Annotated in this window: 19 protein-coding genes; 12 read left to right on the top strand and 7 right to left on the bottom strand. The window is 72.5% G+C overall.

From position 1 onward, the window contains the following. Window positions 1-44: 44 nt before the first annotated feature. The 5 genes from V8690_RS05385 to V8690_RS05405 all read left to right on the top strand — a co-directional run bounded on the left by V8690_RS05385 (window position 45) and on the right by V8690_RS05405 (window position 5,615). Window positions 45-1,070, top strand: a complete 1,026-nt coding sequence (locus V8690_RS05385; protein ID WP_338776164.1) for a 6-phosphofructokinase — start codon at window positions 45-47, stop codon at window positions 1,068-1,070. Between the two features lie 116 nt (window positions 1,071-1,186). Then, window positions 1,187-2,137: a cytochrome c oxidase assembly protein gene (locus V8690_RS05390; protein WP_338776165.1), complete on the top strand. Its 951-nt coding sequence runs from the start codon at window positions 1,187-1,189 to the stop codon at window positions 2,135-2,137. Window positions 2,138-2,362: 225 nt separating this feature from the next. After that, window positions 2,363-3,577, top strand: a complete 1,215-nt coding sequence (locus V8690_RS05395) for a PASTA domain-containing protein (RefSeq protein ID WP_338776166.1) — start codon at window positions 2,363-2,365, stop codon at window positions 3,575-3,577. 33 nt (window positions 3,578-3,610) lie between these two features. Then, window positions 3,611-5,422 carry a protein kinase gene (locus tag V8690_RS05400; RefSeq protein WP_338776167.1) on the top strand — a complete coding sequence of 604 codons (1,812 nt, stop codon included), beginning with the start codon at window positions 3,611-3,613 and terminating at the stop codon, window positions 5,420-5,422. A 13-nt stretch (window positions 5,423-5,435) separates the two neighbouring features. Next, a complete protein-coding gene (locus V8690_RS05405) occupies window positions 5,436-5,615 on the top strand; it encodes a hypothetical protein (protein ID WP_338776168.1) in 180 nt (59 codons plus the stop codon). A gap of 4 nt (window positions 5,616-5,619) precedes the next feature. Here the strand turns inward: V8690_RS05405 and V8690_RS05410 are convergent, their stop codons facing one another. From V8690_RS05410 to V8690_RS05425, 4 genes are read right to left on the bottom strand one after another with little or no spacing between them, the layout of a single operon-like run. Further along, entirely contained in the window at window positions 5,620-6,825 is a 1,206-nt protein-coding gene (locus V8690_RS05410) for a histidine kinase (protein ID WP_338776169.1), read from the bottom strand. Next, window positions 6,822-8,531, bottom strand: a complete 1,710-nt coding sequence (locus tag V8690_RS05415; RefSeq protein ID WP_338776170.1) for a cation acetate symporter — start codon at window positions 8,529-8,531, stop codon at window positions 6,822-6,824. The genes V8690_RS05410 and V8690_RS05415 overlap by 4 nt, the downstream gene beginning before the upstream one ends. A gap of 34 nt (window positions 8,532-8,565) precedes the next feature. Then, the gene (locus tag V8690_RS05420; protein ID WP_338785258.1) at window positions 8,566-8,928 is read right to left on the bottom strand and encodes a hypothetical protein; all 363 of its coding nucleotides are present in this window, start codon (window positions 8,926-8,928) and stop codon (window positions 8,566-8,568) included. 2 nt (window positions 8,929-8,930) lie between these two features. Next, window positions 8,931-9,680 (bottom strand): LytTR family DNA-binding domain-containing protein, encoded by a 750-nt coding sequence (locus V8690_RS05425; RefSeq protein ID WP_338776171.1) that lies wholly within the window; start codon window positions 9,678-9,680, stop codon window positions 8,931-8,933. A 123-nt stretch (window positions 9,681-9,803) separates the two neighbouring features. Here V8690_RS05425 and V8690_RS05430 point away from each other — a divergent pair, with 123 nt between their 5' ends. The 5 genes from V8690_RS05430 to V8690_RS05450 all read left to right on the top strand — a co-directional run bounded on the left by V8690_RS05430 (window position 9,804) and on the right by V8690_RS05450 (window position 16,802). Then, the gene (locus V8690_RS05430) at window positions 9,804-10,319 is read left to right on the top strand and encodes an Lrp/AsnC family transcriptional regulator (RefSeq protein ID WP_338776172.1); all 516 of its coding nucleotides are present in this window, start codon (window positions 9,804-9,806) and stop codon (window positions 10,317-10,319) included. A gap of 102 nt (window positions 10,320-10,421) precedes the next feature. After that, window positions 10,422-11,267, top strand: a complete 846-nt coding sequence (ddaH, locus tag V8690_RS05435; protein ID WP_338776173.1) for a dimethylargininase — start codon at window positions 10,422-10,424, stop codon at window positions 11,265-11,267. Beyond that, the gene (gene rocD, locus V8690_RS05440; protein WP_338776174.1) at window positions 11,264-12,481 is read left to right on the top strand and encodes an ornithine--oxo-acid transaminase; all 1,218 of its coding nucleotides are present in this window, start codon (window positions 11,264-11,266) and stop codon (window positions 12,479-12,481) included. The genes ddaH and rocD overlap by 4 nt, the downstream gene beginning before the upstream one ends. Window positions 12,482-13,012: 531 nt before the next feature. Next, window positions 13,013-15,496 carry a SpoIIE family protein phosphatase gene (locus tag V8690_RS05445; protein ID WP_338776175.1) on the top strand — a complete coding sequence of 828 codons (2,484 nt, stop codon included), beginning with the start codon at window positions 13,013-13,015 and terminating at the stop codon, window positions 15,494-15,496. A 64-nt stretch (window positions 15,497-15,560) separates the two neighbouring features. Then, on the top strand, window positions 15,561-16,802 hold the full coding sequence (locus V8690_RS05450; protein WP_338776176.1) for a SpoIIE family protein phosphatase: 1,242 nt from the start codon (window positions 15,561-15,563) through the stop codon (window positions 16,800-16,802). A 1-nt stretch (window position 16,803) separates the two neighbouring features. Here the strand turns inward: V8690_RS05450 and V8690_RS05455 are convergent, their stop codons facing one another. Further along, entirely contained in the window at window positions 16,804-17,259 is a 456-nt protein-coding gene (locus tag V8690_RS05455) for an RpiB/LacA/LacB family sugar-phosphate isomerase (RefSeq protein ID WP_338776177.1), read from the bottom strand. Between the two features lie 320 nt (window positions 17,260-17,579). Between V8690_RS05455 and V8690_RS05460 the strand changes: the two genes are divergently transcribed. Both V8690_RS05460 and V8690_RS05465 read left to right on the top strand, forming a co-directional pair. After that, window positions 17,580-18,299 (top strand): lysophospholipid acyltransferase family protein, encoded by a 720-nt coding sequence (locus V8690_RS05460; protein WP_338776178.1) that lies wholly within the window; start codon window positions 17,580-17,582, stop codon window positions 18,297-18,299. Window positions 18,300-18,409: 110 nt separating this feature from the next. Beyond that, window positions 18,410-19,387, top strand: coding sequence for an NAD(P)-dependent oxidoreductase (locus tag V8690_RS05465; RefSeq protein ID WP_338776179.1), 978 nt, complete (start codon window positions 18,410-18,412; stop codon window positions 19,385-19,387). An 8-nt stretch (window positions 19,388-19,395) separates the two neighbouring features. Here V8690_RS05465 and V8690_RS05470 read toward each other — a convergent pair whose 3' ends face one another. Both V8690_RS05470 and ureG read right to left on the bottom strand, forming a co-directional pair. After that, a complete protein-coding gene (locus tag V8690_RS05470; protein ID WP_338776180.1) occupies window positions 19,396-20,175 on the bottom strand; it encodes an urease accessory protein UreD in 780 nt (259 codons plus the stop codon). Next, window positions 20,157-20,846 carry an urease accessory protein UreG gene (gene ureG, locus V8690_RS05475; protein ID WP_338776181.1) on the bottom strand — a complete coding sequence of 230 codons (690 nt, stop codon included), beginning with the start codon at window positions 20,844-20,846 and terminating at the stop codon, window positions 20,157-20,159. The genes V8690_RS05470 and ureG overlap by 19 nt, the downstream gene beginning before the upstream one ends. Window positions 20,847-20,848: the final 2 nt, after the last annotated feature.

Raw genomic sequence — 20,848 nt, forward strand, 5'->3', positions numbered from 1 at the left:
CAACGTGGTCCGGTCCCGGCCCACGTCGATAAGGTTTTCGGGCTATGCGCATTGGTGTCCTCACGTCCGGCGGCGACTGCCCCGGCCTGAACGCCGTCATCCGGTCCGTCGTGCACCGTGCCGTCGCCGACCACGGCGACGAGGTCATCGGCTTCCGGGACGGCTGGAAGGGCCTTCTGGAGTGCGACTACCTCAAGCTCGACCTCGACGCGGTGGGTGGCATCCTCGCCCGCGGCGGCACGATTCTCGGGTCCTCCCGGGTCCAGCCCTCCCATCTGCGGGACGGTGTGGAGCGGGCCAAGGGCCATGTCGAGGAGCTCGGCCTCGACGCGATCATCCCCATCGGCGGCGAGGGCACGCTCAAGGCCGCGCGGCTGATGTCGGACAGCGGTCTGCCCATCGTGGGTGTGCCGAAGACCATCGACAACGACATCGCGGTCACGGACGTCACGTTCGGCTTCGACACGGCCGTCGGGGTGGCGACCGAGGCCCTGGACCGGCTGAAGACCACCGCCGAGTCCCACCAGCGGGTTCTGGTGGTCGAGGTCATGGGCCGGCACACCGGCTGGATCGCGTTGCACTCCGGGATGGCGGCCGGCGCGCACGCCATCGTCGTACCCGAGCGCCCGTTCGACATAGAGGAGTTGACCCAGCGGGTCGGCGAGCGGTTCGAGGCGGGCAAGCGCTTCGCGATCGTGGTGGCGGCGGAGGGGGCCAAGCCCCGGGCGGGGACCATGGAGTTCGACGAGGGCGGCAAGGACATCTACGGGCACGAGCGGTTCGCCGGGATCGCGCGGCAGCTGTCGGTGGAGCTGGAGCGGCGGCTGGGGAAGGAAGCCCGGCCGGTGATTCTCGGGCATGTGCAGCGGGGCGGGACGCCGACCGCCTACGACCGGGTGCTCGCCACGCGGTTCGGGTGGCATGCGGTGGAGGCCGTGCACCGGGGGGAGTTCGGGCGGATGACCGCGCTGCGGGGGACCGACATAGTGATGGTGTCGTTGGCCGAGGCCGTGGAGACGCTGAAGACGGTGCCGGATGATCGGTACGACGAGGCGGAGTGTGTTCTCTGAGTTCCACGCGCCCCTGAGTACCTCTTACCGCCCCCGGTCACGTGTGTGGCCGGGGGCGGTTCTACTCTTGGGGCGGACAGATTGCTGCACACCCCCACGAAACAGGAGCCGGCGGTATGGATCACAGCGGGCACGGCATGACCATGGATCTGCCGCCGTTCACGCTGGGACGAGGGCTGGAGTGGTCGGCCGACCCGTTCTTCCTCATCGCCTGCCTGGCCGGGCTGGCGCTGTACGGGTGGGGTGTCGTGCGACTGGTGCGACGCGGGGACAAGTGGCCGGTGGGGCGGACGGTCGCCTTCGTCGTCGGCGTGCTGAGCATCGTGCTCATGATGTGCACCCAGCTGAACGACTACGGCATGGTCATGTTCAGCGTGCACATGGTGCAGCACATGGTGATCAGCATGGTCTCGCCGATCCTGATCCTGCTCGGGGCGCCGATCACGCTGGCGCTGCGCGCCCTGCCGACGGCGGGGCGGGGCCGCAAGGGGCCGCGTGAGCTGCTGCTGATGTTCCTGCACAGCCACTACATGCGGATCGTCACCCACCCGGCGTTCACCATCCCGCTGTTCATCGCGAGCCTGTACGGGCTGTACTTCACGCCGCTGTTCGACTTCCTCATGGGCTCCACGACGGGGCACATCGCGATGATGGTGCACTTCCTCGCCGTCGGCCTGGTGTTCTTCTGGCCGATCATGGGCGTGGACCCGGGCCCGCACCGGCCGGGCTACCTGATGCGGATGCTGGAGCTGTTCGCGGGCATGCCGTTCCACGCGTTCTTCGGGATCGCGCTGATGATGGCGTCCGAGCCGATGGTCGAGGCGTTCAAGAACCCGCCCGCCTCGCTCGGCATCGAGGCGCTGTCCGACCAGAACGCGGCGGGCGGCATCGCCTGGGCGTTCAGCGAGATCCCGTCCGTGCTGGTGCTGGTCGCGCTGCTGTTCCAGTGGTACGCCTCGGACCAGCGGCAGGCCAGGCGCGAGGACCGGGCGGCCGACCGTGACGGGGACAAGGAACTCGAGGCGTACAACGCCTATTTGAGCTCGCTGCACGCACGCGGGAACTGATTTTTCGCACGCCCCAAGGCGCCCGTTCGTCCTCGCTCTGCTCTTTTTCCACAACGCGGCTGAACGGCTTTTTCCTTCAGTAGCATGAAACGCGTCGGGGAACCGCAGGGGGGAGCGGTGATGCGAAGGATCGCTGTCCTGGTCGCTTTTCTGCTGGCTCTCGGAGGCTGCGATTCGGGCGGGTCCTTGTTCGAGGTGAAGGCGGTCGCCGCGGGAGTTCCGTCCATGGCTCCTTTCTTCGCCGAGGACAGCGGGCTCGGCCGGGACGCCCGGGTGCCGTCGCGGGCCGTGCCGGGCGGCCTCCAGCAGGGGGACGCGCCGGGGCTTTACGGCGGGACCGAGCAGCCGGGGATCTGCGACGTCGAGCGGCTGAAGCGGTTCCTCACCACGCCGCGGAACGATCGCAAGGCGCGAGCGTGGGCGGCCGCCCTCGATCTGCGCACGGACGGGATTCCGGGATATCTCGACCGGCTCACACCGGTTCTCCTGCGTCACGACACTCTCGCGCTGAACCACGACTACAAAAAGGGAAAGGCCGTTCCCTTCCGCGCCCTGCTCCAGGCGGGAATCGCGATTCTCGTCGACGAACAGGGGCTTCCATCGGTCAAATGTTCGTGCGGAAATCCCCTGCGGCCCTTCGAGGGCGACACCAGCCGGATATCCGTCACGTTCGGGGACGGCAACGAGAAGTGGCGGGGATACGACCGCGCCGAGGTGGTGGTCGTGCGGCCCGCCCCCCGGACACTGGAGCGCATCACCCTCGTCGACGTCCAGGACTCCGGCCGGGGCATCGAGCGGCCCGTCGGCACGACGGGTGAGGCCGACGCCGACTTCGACGCGACGCGGCGGCGGGCCGTGCCGCGTCTCGCCGGGACGACGTTCGGGGAGGCGAGCCGGCGGCTGGCCGATGCGGGACTGGCGGTCGCGTTCAGGGGTGAGGAGCCGCCTCCCGACCGTGCACGGGTCATCGCGTCCGACCCGGGCGCGGGGGCCGAGCTTCGGTTCGGGGCGTACGTGACGCTGAGCGTGGCGGCGGAGTCGGCGACGGAGGGACGTACCTCGGCACCCTCGCCCTCGGCGTCCTCCACTCCCCCTGTCGGCTCCAGGCCTCCGGCGAGTACCGGGCCCACGCCTTCCCGTCAGCCCCCGTCGAAGGCGCCGCCCAGCTCCGTGCCGCCCGCGTCGAGCGCCGCGCCCAGGAGCAGTGCACCGCCCACGGCGGCACCTCCGCGGGGCACCGGCTCCCCTCCCCTGGCCACCGGCTCGCCTCCCACCGGTGAACCGGTCACGACGAGCGCGGCGCCGCCTGTGAACAGCTCGGCGCCGCCCGTGAGCAGCACGCCCGCGTCCAGCGCCCCCGCGACGACCACTCCTGCGACGACCGCGCCCGTGTCCACCGCTCCGGCGACCACCCCACCCACCCCGAGCACCACCGTCTAGCACCGCACCCCCGCCGAACCCGGGAGTCACCGGATGTCCTCAGGATCACCGACGTCGGGAGCGGGCCGGATCGTCGCCGGCCGCTACCTGCTGCTGCGCCGGCTCGGCGGCGGCGGCATGGGGCACGTCTGGCTCGCCCACGACCAGAGACTCGCCTGCGAGGTCGCGCTGAAGGAGATCGTGTTCCGCGACCCGGCCGAGGCCGGGAACGAGCGGGAGGCGCGGGTCGCGCGGGCCCGTGCGGAGGCCCGGTACGCGGCCGGGCTGCGCGGACACCCGCACGTGGTGACGGTGCACGACGTGCTGGAGCACGAGGGGCTGCCGTGGATCGTCATGGAGTACGTGACCGGCGCCGTGGACCTGCGTGAGCTGGTGACCCGGCGCGGGCCGCTCGCCCCGGCCGAGTGCGCCCGTGTCGGCCTGGCCGTGCTGGACGCGCTGACGGCGGGGCACGAACGGGGTGTGATGCACCGGGACGTGAAGCCGGCGAACATCCTGCTCGCGCCGGACCGCGCGGGCTCGCCGTACGGTCGGGTGCTGCTCACCGACTACGGCATCTCCGTGCAGCCGGACGCCGGTGAGACGCGGTACACGATGGCGTCCGTGCTGGTGGGCACGGCGGGGTATCTGGCGCCGGAGCGGGCCTCCGGCGATACACCGACGCCGGCCGCCGATCTGTTCTCGCTGGGCTGCACGCTGTACTTCGGCGTCGAGGGGCGCGGCCCCTTCGAGCGGGAGTCGCACCTGGCGTCGCTCACCGCGGTGGTCGTGGAGGAGCCGCTCGCGCCGGTACGGGCCGGGGCTCTGGAGCCCGTGCTGCGCGGGCTGCTGGCCAAGGATCCTCAGCTTCGGATGACCCCCCAGGAGGCGGAGGCCGGGCTGTCGGGGCTCGTCACGTCCCAGTCGGGGGCGTACGAGCGGACGCGGACGGAGCCCGGGTCGCCGTCCCCGTGGGAGATCCCGCACGTGCCGCCGACCGGGGCGGACGGTTTTGGGCCCGTCGCCGTCATGTCCGGCGTTCGGCGGCGGCAGCGCTCCCCCGCCCTCCGGGCCGTCGCAGCCTGCGGTCTCGGGCTGGTCCTCGCGCTCGGCGGCGTCTGGTATGCGCTGGCCGACCGGGCGGGCGGTGGGACGGCGGCGCCGTACGGCGAGGCCGTCGGGCTGGGGAAGCCGCTCGCGGACGGGGACTGTGTGCTCGCCGACTGGCCGGGCGGGGCCCGGTTCGCCGGTACACCCCGGCTCTCCCTGGACCCGACCTGCCGGGACAAGGCTCCCGACGGACAGGTGGTGGCGTTCGTCGAGGCGGCCTCGGCGGACGAGGCACGGAAGCTGGGACCGGCCCGGTGCGAGGAACGGACCCGGGAGCTGCGGGACCGGCTCGCCGATGTCCGCAGCCACGCCGTCGTGCCGAGCGGCACCGGGTTCGAGGCGGCGGGGCGGCGCACTGCCTGCTTGGTTCTCGGCGCGCACGGGCCGCTGTCCGGGCCGCTCGGGGAGCGGCGTAGGTTCGGTACGGCGTTCGCCGACACCGCGACCATGCAGAAGCGTGACTGCCTGGACGTCCGTTCGAACCGGGAGGTGCGGCTGGTGCCGTGCGGCGGACGGTACGACCAGCAGGTGCTCGGGTTCACCCGACTGGGCGGCGATGTGACACTCGCCGAGGCCCGGACCTCGTCGGACGCGGCATGCGCCCGGGACGTGGCGCCGCGCGACTACGGCTTCGACCCGTCCGTCTACGAGGCCGGTTCGTGGACCAGCGACGGACCCTGGAAATCCGGTACTCATGTCGTCGTCTGCACCGTCAGGAGGCAGAACGGGGGCACCATGGGGGGAACAGAACCATGAGGAGGGTGTTGCGATGCCCGGTTCCACGAACGGTTCGAACGCGACGAAGACCATGGGAGTCGTCACCGTCGGCGGCCTCGTCCAGGTGACGGCCTACACGGTGGCGCTCGGCAGCAACGGCTGGCTGTGGTTCGGCTGGGTCGTCCTGGGCCTGATCACCCTCGGGATGGTGGTCACCACGAAAAGCACCTGAGAGCTCACTCCGGGATCAGCCGTCCGGCCGAATGCACACCCGGCTGGTACTTGGGGAGCCGGACGGTGATCTTCATGCCCGCGCCCACGGCGGTCTCGATGACGAGGCCGTGGTCGTCGCCGTAGACCTGGCGGAGCCGGTCGTCGACGTTGGAGAGCCCTATGCCGCCCGAGGGGCTGATCTCGCGGGCGAGGATGCGGCGGAGCAGGCCCGGGTCCATGCCGGCGCCGTCGTCCTCGATGACCACCAGGGCCTCGGCGCCCGCGTCCTGGGCCGTGATCTGGATGTGGCACTTGTCGGCCTTGCCCTCCAGGCCGTGCTTGACGGCGTTCTCGACGAGCGGCTGGAGGCACAGGAAGGGCAGGGCGACGGGCAGCACCTCCGGGGCGATCTGGAGGGTCACGGAGAGGCGGTCGCCGAAGCGTGCCCTGACGAGCGCCAGGTAGTGGTCGATGGCGTGCAGTTCGTCGGCGAGGGTGGTGAAGTCGCCGTGCCGGCGGAACGAGTAGCGGGTGAAGTCGGCGAACTCCAGGAGCAGTTCGCGGGCGCGCTCGGGGTCGGTGCGGACGAACGAGGCGATCACCGCGAGCGAGTTGAAGATGAAGTGCGGCGATATCTGGGCCCGCAGCGCCCTGATCTCGGCCTCGATGAGGCGGGTGCGGGACTGGTCCAGGTCCGCCAGCTCCAGCTGCACGGACACCCAGCGGGCCACCTCGCCGGCCGCCCGGACGAGGACCGCCGACTCGCGGGGCGCGCAGGCGACGAGGGCGCCGTGCACGCGGTCGTCGACGGTGAGCGGGGCGACGACCGCCCAGCGCACCGGGCAGTCGAGGAGGTCGCAGGTCAGCTCGAAGGCCTCGCCCCGGCCGGTCTCCAGAGGGCCCGCGAGGCGTTCCATGATCTCGGTGCGATGGTGGGCTCCGTCGCCGTCCCAGACCAGGACCTGTCTGCGGTCGGTCAGGCAGAGGGCGTCCGTGCCGAGCAGGGAGCGCAGTTTGCGGGCGGACTTGCGGGCGGTCTCCTCCGTCAGCCCGGACCGCAGCGGGGGCGCGGCGAGGGAGGCGGTGTGCAGGGTCTCGAAGGTGGCGTGTTCGACGGGCGTGCCCAGGCCGCCGAGGCTCTGGGGGCGTGCCGTGCGCCGACCGAGCCAGACCCCCACGGCCAGCACCGGGAGCACGGCGACGCACAGGCCCGCCAGGAATCCGCTCATGCCGTCACCTCCGAGCGCAGTTCCTCGGGCAGGTGGAACCGGGCCAGGACCGCCGCCGTGCCCGGCGGCACCCGGCCGGGTGTGGCCAGGGACACCAGGATCATGGTGAGGAAGCCCAGAGGCACCGACCAGAGCGCGGGCCAGGCGAGCAGAGCGTGCAGGGCGCCCTGGCCCGGGTAGCCCGCCATGGTCGCGGTGACGGCGAGCAGGGCCGAGCCGCCGCCGACCAGCATGCCGGCGGCCGCGCCGGGCGGGGTCAGCCGCCGCCACCAGATGCCGAGGACGAGCAGCGGGCAGAACGAGGACGCGGACACGGCGAAGGCGAGCCCCACCGCGTCGGCGACCGGGAGCCCACCGACCAGGACGCTCGCCGCGAGGGGCATGGACATCGCGAGGACGGTCCCGAGCCGGAAGTGCCGTACGCCCCGCGCGGGGAGGACGTCCTGGGCGAGCACGCCCGCGACGGCCATGGTGAGCCCCGAGGCCGTGGACAGGAACGCGGCGAAGGCGCCGCCCGCCACCAGCGCGCCCAGCAGATCGCCGCCCACTCCCCCGATGATGCGGTCGGGCAGGAGGAGGACGGCGGCGTCCGTGTCGCCGGTGAGGGTGAGCTCGGGGGCGTAGAGGCGGCCGAGGGCGCCGTAGACGGGGGGCAGGAGGTAGAAGGCGCCGACCAGGCCGAGGACCACGACGGTGGTGCGGCGGGCGGCGACGCCGTGCGGGCTGGTGTAGAAGCGGACCACGACGTGCGGCAGGCCCATGGTGCCGAGGAACGTGGCGAGGATCAGCCCGTACGTGGCGTACAGCGGGCGTTCCTCGCGGCTCTCGGCCTGTGCGGGCGACAGGTCGCCGCCGCTGCGCTGCGCCTCGGGGACGGCCGCTCCCTCGGCGAAGGTGAGCCGGGTGCCGCGTTCGACGTGGTGGGTGCCGGCGGGCAGGTCGAGGCGGGTGTCGCTGTGCGTACGGCCGTCCACGGTGCCGGTCACCGTGACGGTGAGGGGCCGGTCCAGTTTCAGGTCGATGCTGTCGCCGACGCGGACGACGCGCTGCTCGCGGAAGGTGGCCGGTTCGTCGAAGGCGTGGCGGGGGGCTCCGTCGCTCTGCCAGGCGAGGACCAGGAACAGGGCGGGGACGAGCAGGGCGGTGAGTTTCAGCCAGTACTGGAAGGCCTGGACGAAGGTGATGCTGCGCATGCCGCCGGCGGCGACGGTGGCGGTCACGACGACCGCGACGATCACTCCGCCCAGCCAGTCGGGCGCCCCGGTCAGCACCGTGAGGGTCAGTCCCGCGCCCTGGAGCTGGGGCAGCAGATACAGCCAGCCCACGCCGACGACGAAGGCACCGGCCAGCCGCCGCACGGCCTGGGACGCGAGGCGGGCCTCGGCGAAGTCGGGGAGTGTGTAGGCGCCGGAGCGGCGCAGCGGGGCGGCGACGAAGAGGAGCAGGACCAGGTAGCCGGCGGTGTAGCCGACCGGGTACCAGAGCATGTCGGGGCCCTGGACGAGGACGAGGCCCGCTATGCCCAGGAAGGAGGCGGCGGAGAGGTACTCGCCGCTGATGGCGGCGGCGTTGAGGCGAGGGCCGACGGTGCGGGAGGCGACGTAGAAGTCGGAGGTGGTGCGGGAGATGCGCAGGCCGAAGGCGCCGACCAGGACCGTCGCGACGACGACCAGGGCGACGGCGGGGACGGCGTAGTTGGAGTTCATCGGGCGCCAGTTCGATCGTCGGTTCGGTCGTCGTTCATCGGTCTTCGACGAGGCGTACGAAGTCGCGCTCGTTGCGCTCGGCGCGGCGGACGTACCAGCGGGCGAGCAGGACCAGCGGGGCGTAGAGGCCGAAGCCGAGGACGGCCCACTCCAGGCGGCGGGCGTCGGGCATCGCCGCGAACAGCAGCGGCAGCGGGCCGACGAGCAGACCGAGGACCGCGAAGACGATGAGCGCGGCGCGCAGCTGGGTGCGCATCAGGGAGCGGACATAGGTGTGGCCGAGGGTGGTCTGTTCGTCGATCTCGGTGCGCGGGCGGTAGTAGTAGGCGGAGGCCCGGCGGGTGCGGCGGGGCGGGCCGGTGACGGCGACGCGGCGTTCGGTGTGGTCCTGGGGCACCGTCACGGCCTCCTCATGAGCAGGTCGCGCAGTTCACGCGTGTGACGCCGACTGACCTGGAGTTCCTCGGAGCCGACGAGGACGCTGACGGTGCCCGCGTCGAGGCGGAGTTCGCCGATGTGGCGCAGGGCGACGAGGTGGCGGCGGTGGATGCGGACGAAGCCGCGGGAGCGCCAGCGCTCCTCCAGGGTGGACAGCGGGATGCGGACCAGGTGGCTGCCCTTGTCGGTGTGCAGACGGGCGTAGTCCCCCTGGGCCTCGACGTGGGTGATGTCGTCGACGGCCACGAAGCGGGTCACGCCGCCGAGCTCGACGGGTATCTGGTCGGGGTCGGGTTCGCTCACGGGTATGGGGGGCGCGGTGCCGCGCAGCTCGGCGGCACGCCGTACGGCCTCGGCGAGCCGTTCCTTGCGGACGGGCTTGAGGACGTAGTCGACGGCCTTGAGGTCGAAGGCCTGGACGGCGAAGTCCTCGTGGGCGGTGACGAACACGACGAGCGGCGGCCGGGCGAACCCGGTGAGCAGCCGGGCCAGGTCGAGCCCGTCGAGGCCGGGCATCTGGATGTCGAGGAAGACGACGTCGATGGCTTCGGGCCCGCCCGGGCCGGACTTCAGGGCGCGGTTGATGCGACGCAGTGCCTCGGTCGCGTCTCCGGCGCCCTCCGCGCTGCCGATGCGGGGGTCCGCGTGCAGCAGGTAGAGCAGTTCCTCCAGCGAGGGGCGTTCGTCGTCGACAGCCAGGGCGCGCAGCATGAATCCGGAGTGTAGGGGCGATCCGTACGTCTGGACATGTGCCGGGGGTGGACGTTCCCGCTGGCCGAGGTGCCCGCGTCTTGGCCGGGCGCGGGCCGGGGCGCCGGTGGATACAGTGCGCGCATGAACAGCAGGTCCACGCCGTTCGACGAACTCGACCGGAAGATCATCACCGCATTGATGGCGAACGCCCGGACGTCGTTCGCCGAGATCGGCACCGCGATCGGGCTGTCGGCCACGGCAGTCAAGCGCCGGGTCGACCGGCTGCGGGAGACGGGCGTGATCACCGGGTTCACGGCCACGGTGAAGCCGTCGGCGCTGGGCTGGCGCACCGAGGCCTACGTCGAGGTGTACTGCGAGGGCGCGGCCCCGCCGCGGCGGCTGGCCGAGGTCGTGCGCGACTACCCGGAGATCACCGCGGCGATGACCGTGACGGGCGGCGCGGACGCGCTGCTGCACGTGCGGGCGCGGGACGTGGAGCACTTCGAGGAGGTGCTGGAGCGGATCCGCCAGGAGCCCTTCATCCGGAAGACGATCAGCGTGATGGTGCTGTCCCATCTGCTTCCGGAGAGTCCGGAGGCCGGTGCCAGCCATCCGGCGCCGGAGGAGTCCCCGGGCGGCGCAGCAGACGTGCGCTGACCGGCCTCAAGACGCAGCGTTCCTGCGCCCACGCGCAACTGATGTTGCTTGTCGGCCGCCTCCGTCGGTTCCTACCTTGGTGTCAACCCCCAGTCACACACCGTGAGGAAGCGGAGGGACCCCTCTGTGCCCGACTCCCGTGTGCCGCGCCGGCGGCGCTACCTCGTCTGCGAGCCCAGACACTTCGCCGTGCAGTACGCGATCAACCCGTGGATGCGTCCCGGCGAACCCGTCGACGTGATCCGCGCGCTGGACCAGTGGCAGGCGCTGGTCGACGCCTACCGTGCCCACGGCCATACCGTGGACACTGTGAAACCCGTTCCCGGTCTGCCCGACATGGTCTTCGCCGCGAACGCGGCGGTCGTCGTCGGCGGCCGCGTCTTCGGCTCCCTCTTCCACGCGCCCGAGCGCCGTCCCGAGTCCGTGCCGTACGAGGCGTGGTTCAAGTCGGAGGGCTACGAGGTCTACCACCCCGAGTCGGTGTGCGAGGGCGAGGGCGACCTGGTGCCGGCCGGCCGCTGGATCCTGGCCGGGACGGGCTTCCGCACCACCCGTGAGGCCCACAGCGAGGTGCAGGAGTACCTCGGGGTGCCGGTGATCAGCCTGACGCTGGTGGACCCGTACTTCTACCACCTGGACACGGCGCTGTTCGTCCTGGACGAGGAGAACATCGCCTACTACCCCGAGGCGTTCTCGCCGGGCAGCCGGGAGGTGCTGGCCCGGCTGTACCCGGACGCGGTGCTCGCCACCCCCGAGGACGCGATGGCGTTCGGGCTGAACTCCGTCTCCGACGGGCGGCACGTGTTCATCTCACCGGGGGCGACGGGCCTGGCCGGCCGACTCGCCGGCCGTGGCTACGTCCCCGTCCCCGTCGACCTGTCCGAGTTCCACAAGGCCGGTGGCGGCATCAAGTGCTGCACCCAGGAGATCCGGGAGATCCGCTCATGACCGCACCCGTCCGTACCCGTGACTCCCAGGAGCTCATCCGCGCGGAGGAGCCGGTCCTCGCGCACAACTACCATCCGCTGCCCGTGGTCGTCGCCCGTGCCGAGGGCACCTGGGTGGAGGACGTGGAGGGGCGGCGCTACCTCGACATGCTGGCCGGCTACTCGGCGCTCAACTTCGGACACCGGCACCCGGCGCTGATCGAGGCGGCCCACCGCCAGCTCGACCGGCTGACCCTGACCTCCCGCGCCTTCCACAACGACCGGCTCGCCGAGTTCGCCGAGCGGCTGGCGGCGCTGACGGGGATGGACATGGTCCTGCCCATGAACACCGGCGCGGAGGCGGTGGAGAGCGGGGTGAAGGTGGCCCGCAAGTGGGCGTACGACGTCAAGGGCGTCCCGGCCGACCGGGCGACGATCGTCGTCGCGGCGGACAACTTCCACGGCCGTACGACCACGATCGTCAGCTTCTCCACGGACGAGACCGCCCGGCAGGGGTTCGGCCCCTTCACCCCGGGCTTCCGGATCGTGCCGTACAACGACCTGGCCGCGCTGGAGGCGGCGGTCGACGAGACGACGGCCGCGGTGCTGATCGAGCCGATCCAGGGCGAGGCGGGGGTGATCATTCCGGACGACGGCTACCTGGCCGGCGTGCGCGAGCTGACCCGCCGCAAGGAGTGTCTGTTCGTCGCGGACGAGATCCAGTCCGGGCTCGGCCGTACGGGCAGCACGCTGGCGGTCGAGCACGAGTCGGTCGTGCCGGACGTGGTGCTGCTGGGCAAGGCGCTGGGCGGCGGCATCGTGCCGGTGTCCGCGGTGGTCGCCCGGCGGGAGGTGCTCGGGGTGCTGCACCCCGGGGAGCACGGGTCGACGTTCGGCGGCAACCCGCTGGCGGCCGCGGTCGGCACGGCGGTGGTCGAGCTGCTGGAGACGGGCGAGTTCCAGCGCCGCGCGACCGAGCTGGGCGCGGTCCTGCGGAACGGCCTGACCGGGCTGGTCGGCAAGGGCGTCGTCGGCTTCCGCTCGCGGGGCTTGTGGGCGGGCGTCGACATCGACCCCGCACTCGGCACCGGCCGCGAGATCAGCGAACGCCTCATGCGGGAGGGAATCCTGGTCAAGGACACCCACGGCTCCACGATCCGCCTGGCTCCGCCGCTCACCATCACGGGCGAGGAGCTCCAGCACGCACTCGGGTCACTGGAGAAGGTGCTGCGGTAAGAGGCAGGGGAATCCGCGGCGGCGGCGACCGCCCTGGCCAACGGCCAAGGACCAGGGGTTCATGGCGGAGGCCGCCTGCCGGAGGGCCGATGCCGGAGGCAGCAGGGCAGAGGTGCGCTGCTGGCGAAGCCACCTGCCAGAGGGCCGGCGCCGAGGCCATTCGGCAGCTGGTACACGCCGGAGACCGCCGGGCAGAGGGCCGACGCCGGAGACCACCCGGCAGCCGGTTGATGGCGAGGGCTGGCTCGGGGCGGAGCGTGGGGCGCCGGGCCGGGGCGGCTTGTGACGTGCTCGGCCCGGTGGAGACCGCCCCGCTGCGGGGCGACCTCCGCCGGCAGCTTCTGGCGGGGCCGTCCGCCATCACGCTTCTGCCAGGGCCGCTTTGCCGTCAACCGCCTGCCGGGGCGGCCGTCCCGACCGAGCGCACCACACCCCGCCCGACCGGCCCCGCACAAACCGCCCCCTCATGCCGGAAGGGTGAAGATTGAGGCAAGAGGTGGTAGACCACTCTCAGCGACAGAGAGGTCGGCCGTGGGCGCACACGAGGAGTACGGCGTTGCCCGTCAGCGGTTCGACGTGGCCGACGCCGCGCCCGTGTTGCTGGATCCGCAGGGCGTGGTGACGGGCTGGACCAGCGAGGCGCGGCGGCTGCTGGCGTACCCGGCTGCCGAGGCGGTCGGCAGGAAGCTGGCGGATCTGCTGACGGCCGAGGACGCGCAGCGCGTGCCGGACCTGGTCGAGCGGTGCCGCAGGGACGGCGGCTGGACGGGGCTGTTGACGGTGCGCCGCAGGGACGGGCAGCCGGTGAGGGTCGCGGCCCGGATCACCTCGGCCGAGGAGGCGCACGGCGGCTCGCGCTGGCTGGCACTGCTGTCGGAGCTGGCCGACGCGCCCGGCTGGGACATGAGCCGTACGGTGCTGGAACGGATGGTGGCCGACGCCCCGGTCGGCATCGCGATCGTGGACACGGATCTGCGCTTCGTGTGGTCGAACACCGCCCTGGAGCAGTTCGGCGGCGGACCGGCACCGCGCCGCCTCGGCCTGCGTTTCGCGGACGTCCAGCCCGGCCTGGACGCCCAGGCGGTCGAGGCGCAGATGCGGCACGTGCTGGAGACCGGCGAGGCCGTGGTCGGGTACGAGCACGTGGGCCATGTGCAGTCGGCGCCCCTGCGCGAGACGGCGCACATGCTGTCGTTCACCCGGCTCGAGGACGACCAGGGCAACCCGATGGGCGTGTACTACACGGTCGTCGATATCACGGAGCGGCACCGCGCCCGGCAGCGGCTGGCACTGCTCGACCGGGCCGGCGAGAGCATCGGCCGAAGCCTGGACCTCACGCGCACCGCGCAGGAGCTGGCCGACGTGGCCGTGCCGGGACTGGCCGACTTCGTCGCCGTGGACCTTCTGGAGACGGTGCTGCGGGGCGCCGAACTGACCCCCGGGCCGCTCGCGGACTCGGAGGAGCCGGTGGCGCTGCGCCGCGCCGGATACCGGTGCGCGGAGGACGACCTCGAGGAGTCCGTCATCGACATCGGCGAGGTGGTGGCCTTCCGGGCCGGAACGCCCCCGGTCCGCTGCCTCACCACGGGACGGTCCTGGCGCGAGGAACGGCTCGGCCCGTCGGCCCGGGACTGGACCACGGACGCACCGAGCGGCCGGCAGGCCAGGTTCCGGGAGCTGGGCCTGCACAGCGTGATGGTCGTGCCGGTCAGGGCGCGCGGCACCACGCTCGGCGTCACGACCTTCTTCCGGCGCCACAGCCGGGAGCCCTTCGACGAGGAGGACCTGCGACTGGCCGAGGACCTCGTCTCCCGCGCGGCCGTCTGCGTGGACAACGCCCGGCGCTACACGCGCGAGCGCGACGCCGCGCTCGTCCTCCAGCGCAGTCTGCTCCCCCACCGGCTCCCCGAGCAGGACGCGGTCGAGGTGGCCGCCTGCTACCGGCCGGCCGACGAGCTGACCGGCCTGGGCGGCGACTGGTACGACCTCATTCCGCTGTCGGGGGCGCGCGTCGCGCTCGTCGTGGGCGAGGTGCCCGGGCACGGCATCGACGCCGCCGCGGCCATGGGGCAGTTGCGGACGGCCGTACGGACCCTGGCCGCTCAGGATCTGCCGCCCGAGGAGGTGCTGGCACACCTCGACGACCTGGTGGCGCGGTCGGCCCGGGAAGAGGGCGCCGAACCGGGCACGGGGGGCTCCGCGGGCACGCAAAGCGTGGGATCCGGGTGTGTGTACGTCGTCTACGACCCGGTCGACGGCAGGTGTGCGATGGCCGCCGCGGGGCATCCCGCCCCGGCCGTGGTGCTGCCCGACGGCGCGGTCACGTTCGTCGATCTCCCGCAGGGGCCGCCGCTCGGCGTGGGCGGTCCGCCCTTCGAGGCGGTCGAGCTGTCCCTCGTGGAGGGCAGCACCCTCGCCCTGCACACCGACGGGCTGCTGGCCCGGGCAGAGATCTGGGCCGTCGACGCCGGCCGGGACCGGCTGCGCCGGGCGCTGGAAGGGGCGGGCCCGCTGGAGGCGCGCTGCCGGGCCGTGGTCGACGCGCTGGTCCCGGCGCGCCCGTACGACGACGTGGCCCTGCTGATGGCCAGGACGAAACGTCTCGGCACCGAGCAGGTCGCGGCCTGGGACCTGGACCCCGACCCGGCCCTCGTCGCCGACGCCCGCCGCACGGCCACCCGGCAGCTGGCCCGCTGGGGGCTGGACGAGCTGGCGTTCACCACGGAACTGGTCGTGAGCGAGCTGGTCACCAACGCCATCCGGCACGCCACCGGGCCCATCCGGCTCCGCCTGATCCGGGAGCGCGCCCTGCTCTGCGAGGTCTTCGACAGCGGCGCCACCGCACCCCATCTGCGCCATCCCCGTACGACGGACGAGGGCGGGCGCGGTCTGCTGCTGGTCTCCCAGCTGACCCAGCGGTGGGGCACACGGTTCGTCCCCGACGGGAAGGTCATCTGGGCGGAGCAGTCCCTGACGGAGCGCGCCGAGCTGCCCGTGGCGGCGCTTCTGGAGTGAAGCCGGGGCCAGATTCGCCCATACCGTGGGAAACTGGTCTCCCGGCAGTGGTGAGGCGGCAGCCATGACGGATTCGGCGATCGACTACACGGCGGTGTTCCGGGCCCTGCCCGGCATGGTGGCGCTGCTGACGCCCGAGCTGGTGTACGCGGACGTCAACGACGAGTTCGTCCGGGTGTCCGGGCGCTCCCGCGAGCAGCTGGTCGGGCACTACCTGTTCGACGTCTTCCCCGACAATCCCAACGACCCCGCCTCGACGGGCATGCGCAATCTGGAGGCCTCGCTGTACCGGGTCCTGGCGACCGGGGAGCGCGACGCCATGGCCCTTCAGCGCTACGACGTCGAGGATCCCGAGCGGCCCGGGGAATGGCAGGAGCGCTACTGGAGTCCGGTGAACGCGCCGCTGCTCGGCCCCGACGGCAAGGTGGTGCTGATCCTGCACCGCGTCGAGGAGGTCACGGAGCTGATCCGGGCCCGGGGCCGCTCGAGGGGAGGCCGCGGCGGCCGGTCCCGGGTACTGGAGGCCGAGCTGTACACCCGCGCCCGCGAGCTCCAGGAGCTCAACGAGCGGCTGCGTCAGGCGCACTCCCGGGAGCGGGAGGTGGCGCTGGCCCTCCAGGAGGCGATGCTGCCCGACCGCCGTCAGGTCAGCCACCACCACCGGGCCGCCGTCCGGTACCGGCCCGCCGTGGGCGCGCTCAACGTGTGCGGGGACTGGTACGACCTGGTCGACCTGGTCGGCGGCCACCGGGTCGGCGTGTCCGTGGGGGACGTGGTCGGGCACGGGCTGGAGGCCGCCGGTGTCATGGGCCAGCTGCGCAGCGCACTCAGCGCAGCCTCCCGGGTCGCCGAGGGCCCGGCCCAGGCCCTGGACGTGCTGGGGCGCTACGCCCACGTGGTCGAGGGCGCCGAGTCGGCGACCGCCGTGACGACCTTCATCGACTTCGACCGGCACACCATCACCTACAGCAGCGCCGGCCATCTCCCGCCCGTACTGGTCCACCCCGGCGGCCGCGCCGAGTTCCTCGACGGGGCCACCGACACCCCGCTCGACGCCCGCCCCGACCCGATCCCGAGACCCCAGGCCGAGACGGCCTTCACGCCGGGCGCCACTCTGGTGCTCTACACCGACGGCCTGGTCGAGCGGCGCGACGAGGACATCGACACCAGCCTGGCCCGTCTCGCCGACGCGCTGTACCGGCACCGGGACCAGGATCCCGAGACCCTCGCCGACACGGTCCTGCTGGAGCTGCTGCCGCCCGGCGGCGCCACCGACGACACCGCGCTGATCATCGTGCGGCTGTGACCTATCGACGCGAGTTGCCGTGGTCCAGCAGCCTGACGCGGTCCGCGTTCTGCCGGTCCTCGGCGTCCGCGCTGGGCTCGCCGGCGAACCAGGCGTCGAGGATCTCCTTCAGCAGCGGCTCGGAGGTGAGCCGCAGGCTGAGGGCGAGGACGTTGGCGTCGTTCCAGCGGCGTGCCCCGTCGGCCGTGTAGGCGTCCGTGCACAGGGCGGCCCGGACGCCCGGCACCTTGTTCGCCGCGATGGAGGCGCCTGTGCCGGTCCAGCAGCACACCACGGCCTGGTCGGCCGTCCCGTCGGCGACCTCGCGGGCGGCGGCCTCCGAGCACACCGCCCACTGGGGGTCGTCCCCGGGACGCAGCGCGCCGTGCGGGCGCACCTCGTGCCCTCTCTCGCGCAGCGCGGCCACGAGGGAGCGGGCGACGGGCTCGTCCATGTCCGAGGAAACAGAGATCCGCATGCTTCGCAGACTACTCGGCGGGGCCGCGGGAACCAGCGGGTCGGCCAGGCGCCCCTCAAATCCGCCACGCCACCCGTTCGGCTTGCCGGTCACCCGCATGGAGCAGCACGCTGACCCCGTGACTCTCCCCAGCCGCATGAGCACCACCGGACGCACCTCTCTGACTGACCGTCAGTCAATGAAGCAAAGGATCGGCACCGTCCGGTCGCACGAGGTGCCCAGTGACCGCGCCTGCACCTACACTGGCACCCCACGACATGCCGGTTGACCTGCTGGAACGCGGCGGTTGAGTCCACCGCAAGAGTCGAGGAGCGCCCGCTTTGTTCTACTACCTGCTGAAATACGTGCTGCTCGGACCGCTGCTGAGACTGGTCTTCCGGCCTCGAATAGAAGGCCTGGAGCACGTTCCGTCGGAGGGCGCCGCCATCATCGCCGGCAATCACCTGTCGTTCTCGGACCACTTCCTGATGCCCGCGGTCCTCAAGCGGCGCATCACCTTCCTCGCGAAGGCCGAGTACTTCACGGGCCCGGGCATCAAGGGCCGCCTTACGGCGTCGTTCTTCCGCAGCGCCGGGCAGATCCCCGTCGACCGCTCCGGCAAGGACGCCGGGCAGGCCGCGATCCGCGAGGGCCTCGGCGTGCTGAGCAAGGACGAGCTGCTCGGCATCTATCCGGAGGGCACGCGCTCGCACGACGGCCGGCTCTACAAGGGCAAGGTGGGCGTCGCGGTCATGGCCCTCAAGGCGGGCGTCCCGGTCGTCCCCTGCGCGATGATCGGCACCTTCGAGGCCCAGCCGCCCGGCAAGGTCATCCCCAACATCCACCCGGTCGTGATCCGCTTCGGCAAGCCCCTCGACTTCTCCCGCTACGAGGGCATGGAGAACGAGAAGGCCATCCTGCGCGCCGTCACCGACGAGATCATGTACGCGATCCTCTCCCTGTCCGGGCAGGAGTACGTCGACCAGTACGCGGCCGTCGTGAAGGCCGAGGAGGCCGCCGCCGCGAAGGAGCGGAAGTTCCCGCGTCTGCCGCTCACTTGAGGCGTCTGCTGTCGGCAGAAGCCGTATCCACCGCCGGCCTCGGCGAACTACGGTCGCGGTATGAGACGCGCTGTGGTGATCGGGCCGGCGGCCAGATAGGACGGCCGGCGGTGGAGGCGCTGGCGCGGGACGGCTGGGAGGTGACGGCCGCGTCGCGCGGCGGGGGCCGGGACGAGAACTGGCCCGGCGAGGTTCGGACGCGGCGGCTGGATCGCGAGGACGACGCGGCGCTGGGCGCGCTGATCGGCGACGGCTGCGATCTCGTGGTCGACATCGTCGCCTACGGGGCCCGGCACGCACGGCAGTTGACCGGGCTGGCCGACCGCATCGGCTCGGCCGTGGTCGTGTCGACGGTGACGGTGTACCAGGACGGCACGGGCCGCGGCTTCGACACGATGAGCGAGCCGGGCGGTTTCCCGCAGTACCCCGTGCCCGTACGGGAGGACCAGCCGACGGTCCCGCCGGGTGACGCCACCTACAGCACCGGCAAGGCCGCCCTGGAGCGCGAACTCATCGCGGCGGGCGACCGATTGCCCACGACCCTGCTGCGCCCGGCCGCGATCCACGGTCCCCACAGCCCGCTCCCCCGCGAGCTGTACTTCGTGAAACGGAACCTGGACGCCCGGCGCAGGAGGGTGCTCGCCTACCGCGGTGAGAGCCGCTTCCACACGTCGGCCGCCCGCAACATCGCCGAACTGATCCGGCTGGCGGCCGCCCGGCCCGGCTCGCGGGTGCTCAACGCCTGTGATCCGCATCCGCCGACGGTGGCCGAGATCGGGTCTGCGGTGGACGCGGTGATGGGAGTGGAGACGGAGACCGTCCTGGTGGACGGGGCGGCACCCTCGCCGTCGGTCGGCAGCACGCCCTGGTCGGTGGAGCTGCCGGTGCTCTTCGACATGACCGCCGCGGAAAGGGAGTTGGGCTACCGGCCGGTCGTCTCCTACTCCGAGAGCCTGCCGGAGACGGTCGGCTGGCTCACCCGCCGGTTGCTCGGGCAGGACGACTGGCAGAAGGCGTTCCCGACGCTCGCGAGAGCCTACCCCGACCTGTTCGACTACGCGGCGGAGGACGCCTCGTTCGGGGCCTGAGCGGTCGTCTACCTATACATGAGAGACGCCAGCGCCTCGTCGAGCAGCCGTCGCAGCCGCAGCGCGTCCGGCGCCACGGCGGTCACCAGGGCGGCGGGACCGGCGAGCGGGACGACCGAGGCCCCTTCCCCGAGTGCCCGGGCCGGCACCGGCTCGGCGGCGAACTCCGGACGTACGACGACCAGTTGCCCGACAGCCCGGTGACCCGCTAGCACCGCCGGGCCGTCCCAGCCGCCCGGCGCGCCGGGCCCGCAAGCCAGTTCCTGGTCGAGCACGACCTGTCCGGCGACCCGCACGGTCAGCCGGCTCGTCAGCCGCCCGGGCTCCTCACCGGCCCGTCCGAGCACCTGCTCCTCGCGCAGCACGAGCCGGGCCGTGGCGGCGAGCGCGATCCGGGTCGTGACGTAGAGGTCGCTGCCGTGGGCGGAGATCAACTGCTCGGGCAGCCAGTGCAGTTCGGCCCGGTCGGTGACGTCGAGCCGGACGTCGTAGCGGGCCTCTCCCTTGGCCTGCCCGGGCAGGGCGATGGTGGCGGCGGCCGAGCCGACGGACAGCCGCGCTCCCTCCTCCACCCGGGCCCGCACGGTGAAGTGGTCGCCGCCGAGCGGCCCGCTCATCGCTCCGACCAGCATCACCCGCGCCTCGGCGCCACTCCCGCGGGTACGCCGCAGCGCCAACGGCCCGTCGCTCTCCAGCACGGGCAGGGCGGTCCCGCCCCGGCCGTCGTCCCGGGCGACGATCCTCGCGACGGACCGCACCCCGGCGCTTTTCACGCTCGTGCCGCCCACGCGGCGAGCTGCGCACGCACCCACGCGGCGACATCCGTCACTGCGGCCTCGCTCCGCAACGACTGGAAGACGACCGGCAGTTCGGCCCGCTGCGCCTTGGCGTCGGCCGCCATCCGCGCGAGGTCGGAGCCGACGTACGGTGCGAGGTCGGTCTTGTTGACGACGAGCAGGTCGGCGGTGGTCACGCCCGGCCCGCCCTTGCGCGGGATGTCGTCGCCCCCGGCCACGTCGATCACGAAGATCTGCGCGTCGACGAGGCCCTTGGAGAAGGTCGCGGTGAGGTTGTCCCCACCGGACTCCACGAGGACGAGGTCCAGCGGCCCGACGGCGTCCTCCAGGTCCTCCACCGCTTCCAGGTTGGCGGAGATGTCGTCCCGGATCGCGGTGTGCGGGCAGGCTCCCGTCTCCACCGCGGTGATCCGCTCGGGCGGCAGCACGGCCTCCCGGAGCAGGAACTCGGCGTCCTCGCGGGTGTAGATGTCGTTGGTGACGACCGCGAGGGACAACTCGTCCCGCAACGCGCGGCACAGGGCGGCGACGGTTGCGGTCTTCCCGGACCCGACGGGCCCGCCGAGTCCGATGCGCAGGGCACGGCGGCTGCCGTCGGGCCGGAGGGCGTCGGCGCTCACGGCGCCGGGGCCGTCGTGGGTGTGGTCGTGGTCGAGGTGCATGG

The organism is Streptomyces sp. DG1A-41, assembly GCF_037055355.1.
Classification (GTDB): Bacteria; Actinomycetota; Actinomycetes; order Streptomycetales; family Streptomycetaceae; genus Streptomyces.

What these genes read in the sequence shown, in the direction of transcription:
- V8690_RS05385 (WP_338776164.1), top strand. Translation starts at nt 45, where the DNA reads ATGCGCATTGGTGTCCTCACGTCCGGCGGCGACTGCCCCGGCCTGAAC.
- V8690_RS05390 (WP_338776165.1), top strand. Translation starts at nt 1,187, where the DNA reads ATGGATCACAGCGGGCACGGCATGACCATGGATCTGCCGCCGTTCACG.
- V8690_RS05395 (WP_338776166.1), top strand. Translation starts at nt 2,363, where the DNA reads ATGGCTCCTTTCTTCGCCGAGGACAGCGGGCTCGGCCGGGACGCCCGG.
- V8690_RS05400 (WP_338776167.1), top strand. Translation starts at nt 3,611, where the DNA reads ATGTCCTCAGGATCACCGACGTCGGGAGCGGGCCGGATCGTCGCCGGC.
- V8690_RS05405 (WP_338776168.1), top strand. Translation starts at nt 5,436, where the DNA reads ATGCCCGGTTCCACGAACGGTTCGAACGCGACGAAGACCATGGGAGTC.
- V8690_RS05410 (WP_338776169.1), bottom strand. Translation starts at nt 6,825, where the DNA reads ATGAGCGGATTCCTGGCGGGCCTGTGCGTCGCCGTGCTCCCGGTGCTG.
- V8690_RS05415 (WP_338776170.1), bottom strand. Translation starts at nt 8,531, where the DNA reads ATGAACTCCAACTACGCCGTCCCCGCCGTCGCCCTGGTCGTCGTCGCG.
- V8690_RS05425 (WP_338776171.1), bottom strand. Translation starts at nt 9,680, where the DNA reads ATGCTGCGCGCCCTGGCTGTCGACGACGAACGCCCCTCGCTGGAGGAA.
- V8690_RS05430 (WP_338776172.1), top strand. Translation starts at nt 9,804, where the DNA reads ATGAACAGCAGGTCCACGCCGTTCGACGAACTCGACCGGAAGATCATC.
- rocD (WP_338776174.1), top strand. Translation starts at nt 11,264, where the DNA reads ATGACCGCACCCGTCCGTACCCGTGACTCCCAGGAGCTCATCCGCGCG.
- V8690_RS05450 (WP_338776176.1), top strand. Translation starts at nt 15,561, where the DNA reads ATGACGGATTCGGCGATCGACTACACGGCGGTGTTCCGGGCCCTGCCC.
- V8690_RS05455 (WP_338776177.1), bottom strand. Translation starts at nt 17,259, where the DNA reads ATGCGGATCTCTGTTTCCTCGGACATGGACGAGCCCGTCGCCCGCTCC.
- ureG (WP_338776181.1), bottom strand. Translation starts at nt 20,846, where the DNA reads ATGCACCTCGACCACGACCACACCCACGACGGCCCCGGCGCCGTGAGC.